14 protein-coding genes are annotated in these 15,051 nt (G+C 71.8%); 7 read left to right on the forward strand and 7 right to left on the reverse strand.

From position 1 onward, the window contains the following. Positions 1-71 precede the first annotated feature (71 nt). From HCU73_RS03520 to glmU, 4 genes are read right to left on the reverse strand one after another with little or no spacing between them, the layout of a single operon-like run. Positions 72-755: a DNA alkylation repair protein gene (locus HCU73_RS03520; RefSeq protein WP_168622001.1), complete on the reverse strand. Its 684-nt coding sequence runs from the start codon at positions 753-755 to the stop codon at positions 72-74. Next, positions 752-1,348: a GNAT family N-acetyltransferase gene (locus HCU73_RS03525; RefSeq protein ID WP_168622002.1), complete on the reverse strand. Its 597-nt coding sequence runs from the start codon at positions 1,346-1,348 to the stop codon at positions 752-754. The genes HCU73_RS03520 and HCU73_RS03525 overlap by 4 nt, the downstream gene beginning before the upstream one ends. Then, a complete protein-coding gene (glmS, locus tag HCU73_RS03530) occupies positions 1,345-3,156 on the reverse strand; it encodes a glutamine--fructose-6-phosphate transaminase (isomerizing) (protein ID WP_168622003.1) in 1,812 nt (603 codons plus the stop codon). The genes HCU73_RS03525 and glmS overlap by 4 nt, the downstream gene beginning before the upstream one ends. 3 nt (positions 3,157-3,159) lie before the next feature. Beyond that, entirely contained in the window at positions 3,160-4,527 is a 1,368-nt protein-coding gene (glmU, locus tag HCU73_RS03535; protein ID WP_168622004.1) for a bifunctional UDP-N-acetylglucosamine diphosphorylase/glucosamine-1-phosphate N-acetyltransferase GlmU, read from the reverse strand. Positions 4,528-4,654: 127 nt separating this feature from the next. Here glmU and HCU73_RS03540 point away from each other — a divergent pair, with 127 nt between their 5' ends. The 4 genes from HCU73_RS03540 (at position 4,655) to HCU73_RS03555 (ending at position 7,470) form a co-directional block, all read left to right on the forward strand. Next, positions 4,655-5,320, forward strand: a complete 666-nt coding sequence (locus HCU73_RS03540; protein WP_168622361.1) for an HAD-IA family hydrolase — start codon at positions 4,655-4,657, stop codon at positions 5,318-5,320. A 43-nt stretch (positions 5,321-5,363) separates the two neighbouring features. Further along, complete coding sequence (locus tag HCU73_RS03545) at positions 5,364-6,557, forward strand: DegT/DnrJ/EryC1/StrS family aminotransferase (RefSeq protein WP_168622005.1); 1,194 nt, start codon at positions 5,364-5,366, stop codon at positions 6,555-6,557. A gap of 77 nt (positions 6,558-6,634) precedes the next feature. Next, on the forward strand, positions 6,635-7,060 hold the full coding sequence (locus HCU73_RS03550) for a hypothetical protein (protein ID WP_168622006.1): 426 nt from the start codon (positions 6,635-6,637) through the stop codon (positions 7,058-7,060). Further along, positions 7,048-7,470 (forward strand): hypothetical protein, encoded by a 423-nt coding sequence (locus HCU73_RS03555; protein WP_168622007.1) that lies wholly within the window; start codon positions 7,048-7,050, stop codon positions 7,468-7,470. Before HCU73_RS03550 ends, HCU73_RS03555 begins: the two co-directional genes overlap by 13 nt. A 4-nt stretch (positions 7,471-7,474) precedes the next feature. On the opposite strand, the gene HCU73_RS03560 is transcribed toward HCU73_RS03555, so the two are convergent. Beyond that, entirely contained in the window at positions 7,475-9,118 is a 1,644-nt protein-coding gene (locus tag HCU73_RS03560; RefSeq protein ID WP_168622008.1) for a CTP synthase, read from the reverse strand. Between the two features lie 170 nt (positions 9,119-9,288). Next, positions 9,289-9,657: a preprotein translocase subunit SecG gene (gene secG / locus HCU73_RS03565; protein WP_168622009.1), complete on the reverse strand. Its 369-nt coding sequence runs from the start codon at positions 9,655-9,657 to the stop codon at positions 9,289-9,291. Between the two features lie 308 nt (positions 9,658-9,965). On the opposite strand from secG, the gene HCU73_RS03570 reads away from it, so the two are divergent. Together HCU73_RS03570 and HCU73_RS03575 are read left to right on the forward strand one after the other, a co-directional pair. Then, positions 9,966-11,261: an adenylosuccinate synthase gene (locus HCU73_RS03570; RefSeq protein ID WP_168622010.1), complete on the forward strand. Its 1,296-nt coding sequence runs from the start codon at positions 9,966-9,968 to the stop codon at positions 11,259-11,261. Between the two features lie 17 nt (positions 11,262-11,278). Further along, positions 11,279-11,506 (forward strand): DUF2842 domain-containing protein, encoded by a 228-nt coding sequence (locus tag HCU73_RS03575; protein WP_168622011.1) that lies wholly within the window; start codon positions 11,279-11,281, stop codon positions 11,504-11,506. 63 nt (positions 11,507-11,569) lie between these two features. On the opposite strand, the gene HCU73_RS03580 is transcribed toward HCU73_RS03575, so the two are convergent. Beyond that, complete coding sequence (locus HCU73_RS03580) at positions 11,570-14,185, reverse strand: hypothetical protein (protein WP_168622012.1); 2,616 nt, start codon at positions 14,183-14,185, stop codon at positions 11,570-11,572. A gap of 121 nt (positions 14,186-14,306) precedes the next feature. Between HCU73_RS03580 and HCU73_RS03585 the strand changes: the two genes are divergently transcribed. Beyond that, positions 14,307-15,026, forward strand: coding sequence for a thiamine diphosphokinase (locus tag HCU73_RS03585; RefSeq protein WP_168622013.1), 720 nt, complete (start codon positions 14,307-14,309; stop codon positions 15,024-15,026). Positions 15,027-15,051 lie beyond the last annotated feature (25 nt).

The raw sequence follows: 15,051 nt of genomic DNA on the forward strand, positions 1-15,051 counted from the left end.
CAATGGCGACCCCCGGAGTATTTCTGAAGCAAAGATGAGGGGGGCGGGGGCGCGTTAACCTTAACGGGGGGTCAGGCGGGGAGGTATTTGGCGGCTTCCTTGCGCGCGAAGGGCTTCAGGGTTTCGCCATGCGCGGCGAGCCAGGCGGCGACCGTCGCGGGGTCGCGTTTGGACAGGTCGCGCAGCCACCAGGCAATGGCCTTCTGGATGAACCAGTCGCGGTCGGGGGCCAGCGTCGCGCACCAGCCGAGGATGCGGGTCCGCGCGGCGGCCTCGGTCGGGTTCGGGTGGCGGGATTTCGTGAAGGGCAGGGTGAAGACCAGCGCCGCGCGGCGGGTCCACATGTGGTCGGAGGTCACCCAGCCCTCGACCTCGTCGAGCCGGGCGGGGACCTGCACCATCCGTTTCTGCCCCGACTGCGCCACGGCGTCGGCGATGGCCCAGCTGTCGAACTCCGGCACGAAGCCCGCGAGGCAGGCCCAGGCCGCGGCGTCGTCGGGGCGCATCCGGGCCTGCAGGAACAGCTTTCCGGCGACGATCCGCGCCTCGAAGATGTCGCTGGCCCAGAGACCCTGCGCCAGCGCCACCAGCGCCGGCTGGTCCAGCGCCTTGCGCCAGCCCTCGGCCATCTCGCCGGTGAGCGCGTTGGACAGGCCCAGCACCTCGCGCGTCTGCTTGTGGTAGGCGGCCATTTCGGCCGCGCGGGCCGGGTCGGCCTGGGCCCGCAGGGCGGCGATGGCGTCCTCGGGCGTCATCGGGGCCGCGCCAGTTGCCAGTCGAGGTGCGCCCGCACGGTGGGCCAGTCGCCGGCGGTCACGGAATAGACCGCCGTGTCGCGGATCGTGCCGTTCGGCAGGCGCATGTGCGCCCGCAGGATGCCGTCGAGCTGCGCGCCCAGCCGTTCGATCGCGCGGCGGGACTGGGCGTTGAGGCGGTGGGTGCGGAACTCGACCGCGAGGCATTGCCACACCTCGAAGGCGTGGCCGAGCATCAGGCGCTTGGCCTCGGTGTTCACGGGCCCGCGCTGGGCCGAGGGGGCGATCCAGGTGGAGCCGATCTCGACCCGGGGGCCGGCGTGGTCGATGTGCATGAAGCTGGTCATGCCCACGGGCCGGCCGGTGGCGTCGCAGGTGGTGAAGGGGATCATGGAGCCCGCCTCGCGCAGGCCGAGGCGGCGGTCGATCTCGGCCGCCATCCCCTGCGGCGATGGGACGGAGGTGTACCACAGGTCATGCAGCCCGCCTTCGGCGCTCGCCGCGGACAGCGCCGGGGCGTGGTCGGGCGACAGGGGCAGGAGCGTGACGTGCCGGCCCCGCAGCGTCAGCTCGGGCGGCCCCAGCCGGGTCATTCCACCGTCACCGATTTGGCGAGGTTGCGCGGCTGGTCGACGTCGGTGCCCTTGTGCAGGGCCGTGTGGTAGGCGATCAGCTGCGCCGGCACCGCGTAGAGCATGGGGGCGAAGACCGGGTCGACCGTGGGCATCACCAGCCTGTGCCAGACGCCGTCGCCCGCGAGGCGCCCGCCCTCGGCATCGGTCACCAGCCAGACGCGGCCCTCGCGCGCCATCACCTCCTGCATGTTCGACACGGTCTTGTCGAACAGCCCGTCGCGGGGGGCGAGGACGACCACCGGCACCGACTTGTCCACCAGCGCGATGGGGCCGTGTTTCAGCTCTCCACTCGCATAGCCCTCGGCGTGGATGTAGCTGATTTCCTTGAGCTTCAGCGCGCCCTCCAGCGCCATCGGGAACATCGCGCCGCGGCCGAGGAACAGGACCGACTGCGCCTCGGCCAGCCGCCGGGTCTGCGCCTCGATCTGGGGTTCGAGCGCCAGCGCCTGGTTGATGAGGCCCGGCAGGCTGCGGAGCGTGCCCAGCAACTCCGCCTCGCGGGCGGAGTCGATCCGGCCGCGCTGGCGGGCGGCGAGGATGGCGAGATGGGCCAGCGCGCCCAGCTGGTTCATGAAGGCCTTGGTCGAGGCGACGCCGACCTCGACACCGGCGAGGATCGGCAGGGCGAGGTCGGAGTCCCGCGCGATGGAGCTTTCGGGCACGTTCACCACCGACACGATCCGGGCGGCCTTGTCGCGGGCGTAGCGCAGGGCGGCCAGCGTGTCGGCTGTCTCGCCCGACTGGCTGACGAAGAGCGCGGTGGCGCGGTCCGACACCGGCGGCTCGCGGTAGCGGAACTCGGACGCGATATCGACGTCGCAGGGCAGGCCCGCCAGCTGCTCGAACCAGTATTTCGCCACGAGGCAGGCGTAATGGGCCGTGCCGCAGGCGACGAGGATCAGCCGGTCGGTCTGCGCGAAATCCAGCTCCCCCTCGCGGATCGTCACCGCGGTGCCGTCGGAATAGTGGCGCAGGCAGTCGGACAGGACGGTCGGCTGCTCGTAGATCTCCTTGAGCATGAAATGCCGGTGGCCGGCCTTGTCGACGGCGACCGACTGGCCCGAGATCGTCCGCATCTCGCGGTTGGCGCGGCGGCCCTCGGCGTCGAAGATCTCGACGCCCGCGCGGGTGACGTAGGCGATGTCGCCTTCCTCGAGGTAGGTGATGCGGTGCGTCATCGGCGCCAGCGCGATGGCGTCCGAGCCCACGAACATCTCGCCCTCGCCATGCCCGATGGCCAGCGGTGACCCGCGCCGGGCGGCGACGAGCAGGTCCTCCTCGCCCTCGAACAGGAAGGCCAGCGCAAAGGCGCCCTCCAGCTCCCGCACCGTGGCGGCGGCCGCCTCGCGCGGGGGCAGGCCGTCGGCCATGTGGCGCTCGCAGAGCCGCGCCACGGTCTCGGTGTCGGTCTCGCTCTCGAAGGGGCGGTCGGACAGGCGGGCGCGCAGGTCGCGGAAATTCTCGATGATGCCGTTGTGCACCACGGCGACGCGGCCGGCGCGATGCGGGTGGGCGTTGGCCTCGGTCGGCGCGCCGTGGGTGGCCCAGCGGGTGTGGCCGATGCCGGCCTTGCCCGGCAGGGGGTCGTGCACCAGCCGGTCGGACAGGTTGACGAGCTTGCCCACCGCGCGGCGGCGGTCGAGATGCCCCTCCTGCAGCGTGGCGATGCCCGCGCTGTCATAGCCGCGGTATTCCAGCCGCTTCAGCGCCTCGAGGATCAGCGGGGCGACCTCGTGGTTCCCCAGCACGCCGACGATGCCGCACATGGCCTACCCTTTCCTCGACGCCTTGATCGCGCGGAGCCGATCCATCAGCTTTTCCGCCAGACCAAGCTTGTTGACCTGTTTCGCCCGCCCCAGCGCCAGCGCGCCGGCGGGCACGTCCTGCGTGATGACCGAGCCCGAGGCCGTCATCGCCCGGTCGCCCACCGTGACCGGCGCGACCAGCATCGTGTCCGACCCGATGAAGGCGTTGCGGCCCACCACCGTGCGGTGCTTCATCACCCCGTCGTAGTTGCAGGTGACGGTGGCCGCGCCGATGTTGGTGCCCTCGCCGATCTCGGCGTCGCCGATGTAGCTGAGGTGGTTGACCTTGGCGCCCTCGCCGATCAGCGATTCCTTCACCTCGCAGAAGTTGCCCACATGGGCGCGGTTGCCGATCTCGGCGCCGGGGCGCAGACGGGTGTAGGGCCCGACGATGGCGCCCGCGCCGACATGGCAGGCCTCGAGGTGGCTGAAGGCGCGGATGCGCGCGCCCGATTCCACCGTGACGCCGGGGCCGAAGACGACGTAGGGCTCCACCTCGGCGTCGCGGCCGACAAAGGTGTCGAGGGCGAAGATCACCGTCTCGGGCGCGGCCATGGCGACGCCGGTTTCCACCATCTCGGCGCGTTTCGCGGCCTGAAAGGCGCGCTCGGCCGCGGCAAGCTCGGCGCGGGAGTTGATGCCGAGCGTCTCGGCCTCGGGGCAGAGGATGGCGGTGGCGCTGAGGCCCTCGGCGATGGCCAGCGCGGGCACGTCGGTCAGGTAGTATTCGCCCGCCGCGTTGGCGTTGCCGACCTGCCCGAGCAGCCGCAGGAGCGTCGCGGCATCGGCCGCCATGAGCCCCGAGTTGCAGGTGGTGACGGCCAGTTCCTCGGGCGTCGCGTCCTTGGCCTCGACGATGCGCAGGAGGCGGTCGCCCTCGCGGATCAGCCGGCCGTAGCGGCCCGGATCGGCGGCCTCGAAGCCCAGCACCACGATGTCGTGGGCCGCGCGTGCCGCGCGCATCGCCTCGAGCGTGTCCGCGCTGACGAAGGGCGTGTCGGCGTAGAGGACGATGGCGTCGCCCTCGAACCCCTCCAGCGCCGGGGCGGCCTGCAGCACCGCGTGGCCGGTGCCCTGCTGCACCTCTTGCCGGACGCAGGTGGCGAAGGGCGCGAGGTCGGCCACCGCCGCCTCGACCTCCTCGGCGCCGTGGCCCGTCACCACCACGACGCGCGACGGCTCCAGCGCCGCGCCGGCGGCCAGCGCGTGGGCGATCAGGGGCACGCCGCCCAGCTTGTGGAGCGGTTTCGGCAGGTCGGAGTTCATCCGCGTGCCTTGGCCCGCCGCCAGCACGATCAGCGCGACGGGGCGGGGGCTGCCTGTGTCGGACATGGGTCTGCCTGCCTTCCTCGAGTTGTGGCCGTTTTACCCCAGGCGGGCCGTGGCGCAAGCCGCGCCGGCTTCACTTTGCCCAACGCCCTGTTACATGGCCGGGCGGAAACCCGCCGAAAGGACGCCGATGCGCTGCGTGATCTTCGACCTCGACGGAACGCTGGCCGATACGGCGGGCGACCTGATCGCCGCCTGCAACGCGGCGCTGGGGGTGCTGGGGCACGCCCCGCAACTGGCGATGGGGGCCGACGATGCGACCGCCTTCCGGGGCGGGCGGGCGATGCTGCGGCTGGCGGCGGGGCGGCTGGGGGTCGACGACGCCGAGGCGCTGGTCGAGGCGGGCTACCCGGTGCTGCTGGCGGCCTATGGCGAGGCCATCGACCGGCACACCACCCTCTATCCCGGCGCGATGGCGGCGGTGGCCCGCCTGAAATCCAACGGCATCGCGGTGGGCATCTGCACCAACAAGCCCGAGGGGCTGGCCGAGACCCTGCTGCGCCGCATGGGGGTGCGCGACGATTTCGCCGCGCTGATCGGCGCCGACACGCTGCCGGTGCGCAAGCCCGACCCCGCGCCCTTCCGCGAGGCGGTGGCGCGGTCGGGCGGCGCGCTCGACCGGTCGATCCTGATCGGCGACACGATCACCGACCGCGACACCGCGCGCGCCGCCGGGCGGCCCTGCGCGCTCGTCACCTTCGGGCCCACCGGCCGCGCGGTGGCCGAGCTGGCGCCGGAGGCGCTGATCGACCATTACGACGGGCTGGACGCCATCATCGACCGGCTCATTCCCTGACGGGGCATTGACGTGCGGGGCAGGGCGGCCAATTCTCCGCCCCATGGAAAAACCCGTATTCACCGGCAAGTTCACCCAGCAGGAGCCGATCCCCGAGGCCGCGATCGAGGCGGCCGTGCGGGTCATGCGCTCGGGCCGGCTGCACCGTTACAACCTTCTGCCGGGCGAGGAGGGCGAGGTGTCCGCCCTCGAACGCGAATTCGCCGCCTATACCGGCGCGCGGTACGCGCTGGCCGTCGCCTCGGGCGGCTACGCCATGGGCTGCGCGCTCAGGGCGCTGGGCGTCGGGCCGGGGGACCGGGTGCTGTCGAACGGCTTCACGCTGGCCCCGGTGCCGGGCGCGATCGCCTCCGTGGGCGCCGAGCCGGTCTTCGTCGAGACGACCGAGAGCCTGACCATCGACCTCGATGACCTCGCGGTGAAGGCCGCATCCTCGGGCGCGAAGGTGCTGCTCCTCAGCCACATGCGCGGGCACATCTGCGACATGGAACGGCTGGTGCAGGTCGCCGCCGCCCATGGCCTGCAGGTGGTCGAGGATTGCGCCCACACCATGGGCGCGGCGTGGAAGGGCGTGCCGTCCGGGCGGCACGGGATCATCGGCTGCTACTCGACCCAGACCTACAAGCACATGAACTCGGGCGAGGGCGGACTGCTGGTCTCGGACGACGCCGACGTGATGGCGCGGGCCATCATGTTGTCAGGATCCTACATGCTATACGGCCGGCACTCTGTGGGTCCATCTGTGGATAGGTACGAAAACGTAAAGTACGTCACCCCCAACGTCTCGGGCCGGATGGACCATCTGCGCGCCGCGATCCTGCGCCCGCAGCTGGCCGACCTGCCTGCCCAGATCGCCCGCTGGAACGCGCTCTACCGCACGGTCGAGGAGGGGCTGCGCAACACCCCCGGCCTCAAGGTGATCGAGCGCCCGCCGCAGGAAACCATCGTCGGTTCCTCGATCCAGGTGCTGCTGCCCGGCTGGGCGCCCGACCGGGTGCGCGCGCTGGTCGCCGGCTGCGCCCGGCGGGGGGTGGAGCTGAAATGGTTCGGCGCCGAGGAACCCGTCGCCTTCACATCGCGCTACGACAGCTGGCGCTACGCCCCGCCCCAGCGCCTGCCCAGGACCGACGCGATCCTCGCCGGCCTCATCGACATGCGCCTGCCGCTCACCTTCTCCGAGGCCAACGCCCGCCTGATCGCCGAGATCATCCGCGACGAGGTCCGCGCCGCCGCCTGACCCCCCGAAACGGGGGATGGCGGGGCGGGCCCGCGCGATGCCAGATCGCCGCAACCGCACGCTTCGAGGGTTCCGCCATGCTCCGCCGCACCGTCCTTGCCCTGGCCCTGCTTGCCGCGCCCGCCCCGGCCCTGGCCGAGTGGGTCCACATCCCGTCCGCCGCCCGTGCGCAGGCGACGGGGGAGGGCGGCGTGATGCTGGCCGTCGAGTGCGGATCGACCGGCGTGCCCGGCCTCAACGTCGAGGAGATCTGGCCGACGACCGAGTGGGTCTCGGTCGACATCGTGATCGGCACGACCGAATACCGCCTCGAGGCGCGCTGCGAGGCCGGGGTCTGCCCGCTGAACCTGATGAGTTTCCCGATGATCGCCGACGTGATGGAGACGCTGCAATCCGGCCGCGAGGCGGTGATCTCCTACACGCAGGGGGCCTACATCGGCCGCGTCCCGCTGGCCGGGTCGCGCGACGCCATCGGGCGGGTGCTGGCGGAATGCCCGGTCTGATCCGCGCCGCCGTTGCACTGATGCTTGCCGCCGGCCCGGCGCTGGCCGACTGGACGTACGACCCCGCGACGCAACGGGCCCAGCCCGCCGACCCCGTGGGGCCCTTCCTGGCCGTGACCTGCGCGGCGCCCTTCATCGACCTCACCCTCGAAGGCCACGCGCCGCCCGAGGCCGACACGGTATTCCTGCTGAGCATCGACGACGAGACCTGGGCCTCCGGGGCCGTCTGCCGCGATGGCGTCTGCCTGATGGACGTGGGCCCCGTGCCCATGGCGCGCGCGATCTTTGCCGGGCTGCGGGCGGGGGAAACGGCGCGGGTGACGGACGTGAACGGCGCCGAGATCGTCACAGTGCCGCTGGCCGGGGCGCGGCCCGCGATCGTCCCGGTGCTCGACGCCTGCCCGCTCTGACGCGTCAGACCAGCCGGGAATTGTCCTTGGCCGCGCGCACGAAGTCGCGGAACAGCGGGTGCGGCGCGAAGGGCTTGGATTTCAGCTCGGGGTGGAACTGCACCCCGATGAACCACGGGTGGTCCTCGACCTCGACGATCTCGGGCAGGCGGCCGTCGGGCGACATGCCGGAGAAGCACAGCCCCTTGGCCTCCAGCGCCTCGCGGTACTTGATGTCGACCTCGTAGCGGTGGCGGTGGCGTTCCTCGATGGTCAGCGACCCGTAGATCCCGGCCACCTTCGACCCCTGCTTCAGCACCGCGTCATAGGCGCCAAGGCGCATGGTGCCGCCCTTGGCGTCGGTCTTCTTGCGCGTCACCTTGGCGTTGCCCTGCACCCATTCCTTGAGGTGGTAAACCACGGGCGTGAAACGCTTTTTCCCCGCCTCATGGTCGAATTCCTCGGATCCCGCGTCGGACAGCTCGGCCAGGTTCCGGGCCGCCTCGATCACCGCCATCTGCATGCCGAGACAGATGCCGAGATAGGGCACCGCGCGGGTGCGCGCGAACTCGGCCGCCTTGATCTTGCCCTCGGTCCCGCGCTCGCCGAAGCCGCCGGGCACGAGGATGGCGTCGAATTCCTCGAGGTAGGGCGCCGGGTCCTCGCGCTCGAAGATCTCGGCGTCGATCCACTCGGCCTTGACCTTCACCCGGTTGGCGATGCCGCCATGGGTCAGCGCCTCGGCGATGGATTTGTAGGCGTCCTCCAGCTGCGTGTACTTGCCCACGACCGCCACCCGCACCTCGCCCTCGGGGTTGGCGATCCGGTCGGCCACGTCCTCCCAGCGGCTGAGGTCGGGGCGGGGCGCCGGGCTGATCTGGAAGGCGTCGAGCACCGCCTGGTCCAGCCCCTCGCGGTGGTAGGCGAGCGGCGCCTCGTAGATCGACGACAGGTCCTGCGCGGCGATCACCGCGTCGGGGCGCACGTTGCAGAACAGCGCGAGCTTCTCGCGCTCCTTCTGCGGGATCGGGCCTTCGGAGCGGCACACCAGGATGTCGGGCGCGATGCCGATCGAGCGCAGCTCCTTGACCGAATGCTGCGTCGGCTTGGTCTTCAGCTCGCCCGACGCCTTGATGTAGGGCAGCAGCGTCAGGTGCATGAAGATGCACTGGCCGCGCGGCCGGTCCTGGCTGAACTGGCGGATCGCCTCGAAGAAGGGCAGCCCCTCGATGTCGCCGACCGTGCCGCCGATCTCGCACAGCATGAAGTCGACTTCGTCCTCGCCGATCTTGAGGAAGTCCTTGATCTCGTTGGTGACGTGCGGAATCACTTGGATCGTCTTGCCGAGGTAGTCGCCGCGGCGCTCCTTCTCGAGCACGTTGGAATAGATCCGGCCCGAGGACACGGAATCCGTCATCCGCGCGGCGACGCCGGTGAAGCGCTCGTAATGCCCGAGGTCCAGGTCGGTTTCCGCGCCATCGTCGGTCACGAAGACCTCGCCGTGCTCGAAGGGCGACATCGTGCCCGGGTCCACGTTCAGGTAGGGGTCGAGCTTGCGCAGCCGCACGGTGAAGCCGCGGGCCTGCAAAAGCGCCCCCAGCGCCGCCGAGGCCAGGCCCTTGCCAAGCGAAGACACCACACCGCCGGTGATGAAGATATAACGTGCCATGTCAGCCTGGTCTCCCGTGCCGGGATGTGCCGCGGGGGCCGCGGGCCTGTCCCTATCCCTCTATCACGGGGTTTGAAGATAACCGGATTCGGACGGGCGCTGCAAGGCGCCCAGCCACATCATGTTGAGCGGGGAGGGGGTGACCCCCAAAATATGTGGGTGGTGCGGGCTCAGTCGGCCCGCGGCGGAAGCACCGGCGAGTCGCCCGTGATCGGCGGCAGCAGGTCCGAGGCGGGCGGCAGGGCCGGGCCGTCGGTGGCCGGGGCCTCGTCGGTGGGGGCGCCCGTGCCGATCCGGTCGAGCACCGAGGAGCCGGCCGAGTTCTGCGCCGCCAGGATCGTCAGCGTGATCGAGGTGGCGAGGAAGGCGATGGCGAAGGCCCAGGTCAGCTTGCCCAGCGCGGTCGCCGCCTGGCGGCCCGTCATCACGCCGCCGCCGCCGCCCATGCCCAGACCGCCCCCTTCGGAACGCTGCAGAAGCACCACGCCGATCAGACAGATCGCGAGGATGAGGTGGACGACGAGGATGACATTTTCCATGGGCGAGTTCCTGGCGAGGCCGGCTCGGATTTGCGCCTACTTATGGGATGCGGCATGCCGCCGCAAGCCTTTCAGGCACAACCATAGCGCGAGTCGGTGATGTTTGCGCAAGCTATTTGTTCCAGTTGAATGGAATTTGCTGACGGCACACGACTGTATGCCGACGCATGCCGCCGGCCAGTTTCCGGCAGGGGTGCGGCGGCATGTCGCAGCCTTGGGGCGGTTTCGCCCGGTTCCGCGAGACTCCGCTTTCAACCGGGCCGTGGCCCCGGTATAGCCGCCGCGGGCCGCAAACCGGAGGATCCGCCATGGCTAACGTCGTCGTCGTCGGTGCCCAGTGGGGCGATGAGGGCAAGGGCAAGATCGTCGACTGGCTGTCCGAGCGCGCCGACGTGATCGCGCGCTTCCAGGGCGGCCACAACGCGGGCCACACGCTCGTCATCGACGGCACCGTCTACAAGCTGCACGCGCTGCCCTCGGGCGTGGTGCGCGGCGGCAAGCTCAGCGTGATCGGCAACGGCGTGGTGCTCGACCCGTGGCACCTGCTGCGCGAGATCGAGACGATCCGCGGGCAGGGGGTGGAGATCACGCCCGAAACCCTGATGATCGCCGAGAACACGCCCCTGATCCTGCCGATCCACGGCGAGCTCGACCGCGCCCGCGAGGAGGCCGCCAGCCCCGGCGCCAAAATCGGCACCACTGGGCGCGGCATCGGCCCGGCCTACGAGGACAAGGTCGGCCGCCGGTCCGTCCGCGTCGCGGACCTGGCCGACGACGCCACGCTGGAGGCGCGGGTGGACCGCGCCCTGACGCACCACAACGCGCTGCGCGCCGGCCTCGGCATCACGCCGGTCGACCGCGCCGAGCTGATCGCGAAACTGAAGGAAATCGCGCCCGAGATCCTGAAATACGCAGGCCCGGTCTGGAAGGTGATGACCGAGAAGCGCAAGGCGGGCAAACGCATCCTGTTCGAGGGCGCGCAGGGCGCGCTGCTCGACATCGACTTCGGCACCTACCCCTTCGTCACCTCGTCCAACGTGATCGCGGGGCAGGCGGCGACGGGCGTGGGCATCGGGCCGGGCGCCATCGACTACGTGCTCGGCATCGTGAAGGCCTACACCACCCGCGTGGGCGAGGGGCCGTTCCCGACGGAACTGCTCGACGCCGACGGCGACCGGCTGGGCCAGCGCGGGCACGAGTTCGGCACCACCACGGGCCGCAAGCGCCGCTGCGGCTGGTTCGACGCCTGCCTCGTGCGCCAGACCTGCGCCACCTCGGGCGTCAAGGGCATCGCGCTGACCAAGCTCGACGTGCTGGACGGGTTCGAGACGCTCAAGATCTGCGTGGGCTACGAGCTCGACGGCGAGCGGCTGGACTACCTGCCGACCGCCGCCGACCGGCAGGCGCGCTGCCGACCGATCTACGAGGAGATGCCGGGCTGGGCCGCCTCGACCGAGGGCGCGCGCAGCTGGGCCGACCTGCCCGGCGAGGCGGTGAAATACGTCCGCCGGATCGAGGAGTTGATCGAGACCCCGGTGGCCCTACTGTCCACCTCGCCCGAGCGGGACGACACGATCCTCGTGACCGACCCCTTCGCGGACTGATCCACAACGGGGGGCCCATGGCACTCAGCTACAAGACCCGGCGGCGGCTGTCGCTCCTGATCCTTCTGTTCGGCCTGCCGGCCTACATCGGCATGGCCTGGTGGATCATGAGCCTGTTCGAGCGCCCGTCGCTGTGGCTGGAGTTCGGCATCTACGTGCTCCTGGGCATCCTCTGGGCGCTGCCCCTCAAGGCGGTGTTCAAGGGCGTCGGCCAGGCCGACCCCGACGCGCCGCGCGACGAGTGACCCCCTGACAGGAAAAAGGCCCCGCGGCGGAACCGCGGGGCCGGCGCGCGGGACGAACGCGCGTCATTCGGTGTCGGTGGCCGGCATCAGGCGGAAGGCGCCGCGCGCGACCCGGGTGATCCGGCCGCGCCGCATCAGCCCGCCGAAGGCCTGCAGCATGTCCTCGCGGCTGATCGAGTTGTCGGTCGCCTCGGCGATCATCTGGAACAGCTCGGGCCGGTCGAAGGTGTTGCCCCCGAACTCGGCCTGGGCATAGGCGGCGGCCAGTTCCACCACCTCCTCGATCTCGACCGCGTCGCTGCGCTCCAGCCGCAGGGCGAAGCGTTCGCTGTGGGTCAGCGCGATCTCGGCCTCGGGCACCGCCTCGGCATGGGGCGGGGCGGTCGGGGCGACGCGCACCGGCGACGGGGCCGGCGCGGGCTCGGGCTCGGCCTCGTGGGCGCGCGCGGCGCTGCCGCCGCGGGCGAGGTTCATGATCATGCCGGCCCGCTGGGCCAGCTGCGCAAGGCTGTTGCCCACCCGACGCGGCGCCGCATCGGCAGCCCCGGCCGTTTCGGTCACGCGGAGCGGTGCCGCGGCGGTCTCGGGGGCGGCCTCGCCGGCGCTGACGCGGCGCGGGCGGACGGGCTCGGCGCGCGCCGCGCGCTCCTCGTCGACGCGCTGTTCGGACACCAGCACCAGCGGCGCCTGCCGCGTCTCGGTCCGGCGGCGGGTCACGTCGACGCGCACCCGGCGCGGGCGCATCACCTGCGCCAGATCCTCGCGGTAGTCCGCGGTGGCGTCGCGGGGGTCGGCCGCGCCCTCGGGCGCCAGCTGCCGGTCGGCGCTGCGGGCGGCGACGGCGGCCTTCAGGTGCTCGATGTTGGCGCGGCGGCGCGTCGTCTCGGCATGGGACAGCCGGCTTTCGGTGGCGTCGAACAGCCGGTCGGCCTGCTCGGCGGCGGCCTCCAGCCCGGAGCCCCGGGTCGGGGCCGGGGCCTGCGTCTCGGGCTCGGTCGCGGCGCGCAGGGCCGCGGCGATCGCCGCCGTATCCGCATCCTCGGCCGGAGCCGGATCGGTGTCCGCCTGGGCCGCCGCGGCGGCCGCGGCCTCGACCCGGTCGAGTTCCTCGTCGGCGTCGGCGTCGGCCTCGGGCGCGTCGTCGTCCTCATCCTCGGCTTCGGTTTCGGCGACCTCGGCGACCTCGTCGGCCTCGTCGGAGGCCTCGGCGACCGCCACCTCGGCGCGGGACCGGACCGCCGCCGCGGCGAGCGCGGGTGCGGTGGCCGCGGCGATGGCCGCCGCCAGCGCGTCGTCGTCGTCGGTCGGTTCGTTGTCGTCCTCGCCGAAGTCGGCCTCGGCCATCGGCATCCGGGCCGCGGCGGCGGGCTGCGGGGCCACGTTTTCGTCGGCGTGCCCGTCCTCGTCCCCGTCCTCGTCGTCGTCCTGCGCGCGGGTGGCGGGCTCCATGTCCTCGTCGTCGGTGGCGGCCCGGCGGATTCGGGCCAGCCGCTCGGCGACCGACACGCCGTCGAGCGGCGCACCGAGGCCGCTGTAGACCGCGACGTCGATCTCGTCCTCGTCCTCGTCGAGCGCGGCGAAGATGGCAGCCTCGGCGTCCTCGTCCATGGTCTCGGCAACGGCCTCGTCCATGGGCTCGGCGACGACCTCGTCCATGGTCTCGGCGACGGCCTCGTCCACGGGGGCCGGCTCGGGGGTCGGCGCCGTGCCGGCGAGCGCGGTGGCGATGGCGGCCAGGGTGTCCTCGCCGCCGCGACGGTCTTCCGCGTCGGCGGGCTCGTCCGCGCCTTCGTCCTCGATCCCGGCGAGCTCATCGGCGTCGATTTCGGTTTCCGCGACCTCGACCACCTCGATGGTCTCCTCGACGGCCCACGCCTCGGCGACCTCGGTCTCCTCGGCGATCTCGGCGGCGTCGTCCTGGATCTCCTCGATGTCCTCGGCCGTCTCGACCTCGGTTTCCTCGGCGGCTTCGATCTCGCTCTCTTCCGCGATCTCCGCGGCCTCGATCTCGACCTCGGCGTCCCCGGTCTCCGCCTCGGCCTCATCGACCGCCGGCTCGCCCTCGGGTTCCTCGACGGCGGTGTCGTCGGCGGCCTCCGCGGCGATCTCCTCGACCGTCTCCTCGGCGGCGACGTCGGCATCGTCGGTGGCGGTCTCGGCGACCTCCTCCTCCGCGGCGTCCTCGGCGTCCTCAATGGCCTCCTCGGCCGCGATATCCGCGACGTCCTCCTCCTCGGCGGCGGTCTCGGCAACCGCCTCCGCCGGGGTGTCCTCGGCGGGCGCTTCTTCGACCTCGGCCTCGGCAATCCCGTCGTCCAGCACCGCGAGGGAATCGTCTCCCGCGCTGTGCGGGGCCACCGGCGCCTCGGCGGCGGGCGTCTGCACGGGCTGCGGCGCAGGGGCAGGGGCGGCGGGCGCCTCGGCCGGCTGGGCCCGCAGCAGGAGCCCCGATTCCAGCATCCGAGCCTCGACCCGGCGCTGGATCGCGGCCTCGGTGATCCGGTGCAGCATCTCGGCGTCCGGGGTCGGCGGCTCGGCGCCGAAGTACCTGTCCTCGGCCGCCAGGTCCCGGAAGTACTCCGCGATCGCCTTCATCGCCTCGAACGGCTTGTCGAAGCCCTCCAGCGTGCAGGAGAAGGTGCCGTAGGACACCGTCAGGATCTTGTTCGCGTCGCTCATGGGTCTCTTCGCTCTGCTCGACCGGACGAAGCCGGATTCTTAATCGTTGCCTTCTGTCTCCCAAAGTGATTCCCCACAAACGGGACCTCATTTGGGCGTTTCAAAGGAGATTATCCTGAAAATGGGCGACAATGTGCCAAGGCCGGCGCCGCTGTTCCGGTCCGACACCGGGGTCACGCTCCTGGGCGGGGGGGCGCTGGGGCCCGGCGATCTCGACGCCGCGCTGGCGCTGGCGCCCCGTCTCGTGGCCGCCGATGGCGGCGCCGCCGCGGCGCTGGAGGCCGGCCACATGCCCGAGGCGGTCTACGGCGACATGGACAGCCTGCCGGACGCCGCGCGCGCGAAGATCCCGGCGGCCCGCATCCACACCGTGCCCGAGCAGGAGAGCACCGATTTCGACAAGGCGCTCCGCCACATCGTCGCCCCCGTGGTGCTGGCGGCGGGCTTCACCGGCGCGCGGGTCGACCACGAGCTGGCCGTCTATCACGTGCTTGCCGCCCGCGCCGCGGCGCGTTGCATCGTGATCGGGTCTGCCGACCTCGTGCTCCATGCGCCGCCCCGGCTCGCGCTTGACCTGCCGGCGGGCACGCGCCTGTCGCTGTTCCCGCTGGCCGAGGTGACGGGCCGGTCCGAGGGGCTGGCCTGGCCCATCGACGGCCTCGCCTTCCACCCCGCCCGCCGCATCGGGACCTCGAACCGGACCACGGGATCGCGCGTCGCGCTGGACTTCGACGGGCCGGGCATGTTGCTGATCCTGCCCCGCGCCGCGCTGGCCCGGGCGGCCGCCGCGCTGGCGTCCGCGTCAGTTTGGTCTCGCACCGCGCCCCCGGGTTCGGTATGAACGGGGCAGGACGACCCCGGGGCAA

It is taken from the genome of Roseicyclus persicicus (assembly GCF_012395815.1).
Taxonomy (GTDB): domain Bacteria; phylum Pseudomonadota; class Alphaproteobacteria; order Rhodobacterales; family Rhodobacteraceae; genus Roseicyclus; species Roseicyclus persicicus.